The following is a 2,883-nucleotide window of genomic DNA, read 5'->3' as shown; positions in this document are numbered from 1 at the left end:
GTGTGTTCGAGTCTCTCAAATTTTCGCAATCAGAAGTGAAACATCTTCGGGTTGTGAGGTTAAGCGACTAAGCGTACACGGTGGATGCCCTGGCAGTCAGAGGCGATGAAGGACGTGCTAATCTGCGAAAAGCGCCGGCGAGGTGATATGAACCTTTGACCCGGCGATGTCCGAATGGGGAAACCCAGTGCAATTCGTTGCACTATCGTTAACTGAATACATAGGTTAACGAGGCGAACCGGGGGAACTGAAACATCTAAGTACCCCGAGGAAAAGAAATCAACCGAGATTCCCCCAGTAGCGGCGAGCGAACGGGGAGCAGCCCGGAGTCTGAATCAGCTTGTGTGTTAGTGGAACGGTCTGGAAAGTCCGACGGTACAGGGTGATAGTCCCGTACACGAAAGCACACTTGCTGTGAACTCGAAGAGTAGGGCGGGACACGTGGTATCCTGTCTGAATATGGGGGGACCATCCTCCAAGGCTAAATACTCCTGACTGACCGATAGTGAACCAGTACCGTGAGGGAAAGGCGAAAAGAACCCCGGCGAGGGGAGTGAAAAAGAACCTGAAACCGTGTACGTACAAGCAGTGGGAGCCTCTTTATGGGGTGACTGCGTACCTTTTGTATAATGGGTCAGCGACTTATATTCTGTAGCAAGGTTAACCGTATAGGGGAGCCGAAGGGAAACCGAGTCTTAACTGGGCGTTAAGTTGCAGGGTATAGACCCGAAACCCGGTGATCTAGCCATGGGCAGGTTGAAGGTTGGGTAACACTAACTGGAGGACCGAACCGACTAATGTTGAAAAATTAGCGGATGACCTGTGGCTGGGGGTGAAAGGCCAATCAAACCGGGAGATAGCTGGTTCTCCCCGAAAGCTATTTAGGTAGCGCCTCGTGAACTCATCTTCGGGGGTAGAGCACTGTTTCGGCTAGGGGGCCATCCCGGCTTACCAACCCGATGCAAACTACGAATACCGAAGAATGTTATCACGGGAGACACACGGCGGGTGCTAACGTCCGTCGTGAAGAGGGAAACAACCCAGACCGCCAGCTAAGGTCCCAAAGTCATGGTTAAGTGGGAAACGATGTGGGAAGGCACAGACAGCCAGGATGTTGGCTTAGAAGCAGCCATCATTTAAAGAAAGCGTAATAGCTCACTGGTCGAGTCGGCCTGCGCGGAAGATGTAACGGGGCTAAACCATGCACCGAAGCTGCGGCAGCGACGCTTATGCGTTGTTGGGTAGGGGAGCGTTCTGTAAGCCGTTGAAGGTGTGCTGTGAGGCATGCTGGAGGTATCAGAAGTGCGAATGCTGACATAAGTAACGATAAAGCGGGTGAAAAGCCCGCTCGCCGGAAGACCAAGGGTTCCTGTCCAACGTTAATCGGGGCAGGGTGAGTCGACCCCTAAGGCGAGGCCGAAAGGCGTAGTCGATGGGAAACAGGTTAATATTCCTGTACTTGGTGTTACTGCGAAGGGGGGACGGAGAAGGCTATGTCAGCCGGGCGACGGTTGTCCCGGTTTAAGCATGTAGGCGGAGGTTCCAGGTAAATCCGGTACCTTATTAACGCTGAGGTGTGATGACGAGGCACTACGGTGCTGAAGTGATAAATGCCCTGCTTCCAGGAAAAGCCTCTAAGCATCAGGTAACACGAAATCGTACCCCAAACCGACACAGGTGGTCAGGTAGAGAATACCAAGGCGCTTGAGAGAACTCGGGTGAAGGAACTAGGCAAAATGGTGCCGTAACTTCGGGAGAAGGCACGCTGATATGTAGGTGAAGTCCCTGCGGACGGAGCTGAAATCAGTCGAAGATACCAGCTGGCTGCAACTGTTTATTAAAAACACAGCACTGTGCAAACACGAAAGTGGACGTATACGGTGTGACGCCTGCCCGGTGCCGGAAGGTTAATTGATGGGGTTAGCGGCAACGCGAAGCTCTTGATCGAAGCCCCGGTAAACGGCGGCCGTAACTATAACGGTCCTAAGGTAGCGAAATTCCTTGTCGGGTAAGTTCCGACCTGCACGAATGGCGTAATGATGGCCAGGCTGTCTCCACCCGAGACTCAGTGAAATTGAACTCGCTGTGAAGATGCAGTGTACCCGCGGCAAGACGGAAAGACCCCGTGAACCTTTACTATAGCTTGACACTGAACACTGGTCCTTGATGTGTAGGATAGGTGGGAGGCTTTGAAGCGTGGACGCCAGTCTGCGTGGAGCCAACCTTGAAATACCACCCTTTAATGGCTGGTGTTCTAACGTAGACCCGTAATCCGGGTTGCGGACAGTGTCTGGTGGGTAGTTTGACTGGGGCGGTCTCCTCCCAAAGAGTAACGGAGGAGCACGAAGGTTGGCTAATCCTGGTCGGACATCAGGAGGTTAGTGCAATGGCATAAGCCAGCTTGACTGCGAGCGTGACGGCGCGAGCAGGTGCGAAAGCAGGTCATAGTGATCCGGTGGTTCTGAATGGAAGGGCCATCGCTCAACGGATAAAAGGTACTCCGGGGATAACAGGCTGATACCGCCCAAGAGTTCATATCGACGGCGGTGTTTGGCACCTCGATGTCGGCTCATCACATCCTGGGGCTGAAGTAGGTCCCAAGGGTATGGCTGTTCGCCATTTAAAGTGGTACGCGAGCTGGGTTTAGAACGTCGTGAGACAGTTCGGTCCCTATCTGCCGTGGGCGCTGGAGAATTGAGGGGGGCTGCTCCTAGTACGAGAGGACCGGAGTGGACGCATCACTGGTGTTCGGGTTGTCATGCCAATGGCACTGCCCGGTAGCTAAATGCGGAAGAGATAAGTGCTGAAAGCATCTAAGCACGAAACTTGCCCCGAGATGAGTTCTCCCTGAGACTTTAAGTCTCCTGAAGGAACGTTGAAGAC

General features: G+C 53.3%; 1 rRNA gene. It reads left to right on the top strand.

The features are described from left to right. Positions 1–57 precede the first annotated feature (57 nt). Positions 58–2,883, top strand: a 23S ribosomal RNA gene (locus tag ACNQ0T_RS22935); the annotation flags it as partial.

It is taken from the genome of Enterobacter cloacae complex sp.6700776 (assembly GCF_048284255.1).
In the GTDB taxonomy this organism is placed as follows: Bacteria; Pseudomonadota; Gammaproteobacteria; order Enterobacterales; family Enterobacteriaceae; genus Enterobacter; species Enterobacter intestinihominis.
Note: the sequence above shows the minus strand (reverse complement) of the source record. Positions and strands in the feature narration are given on the sequence as shown.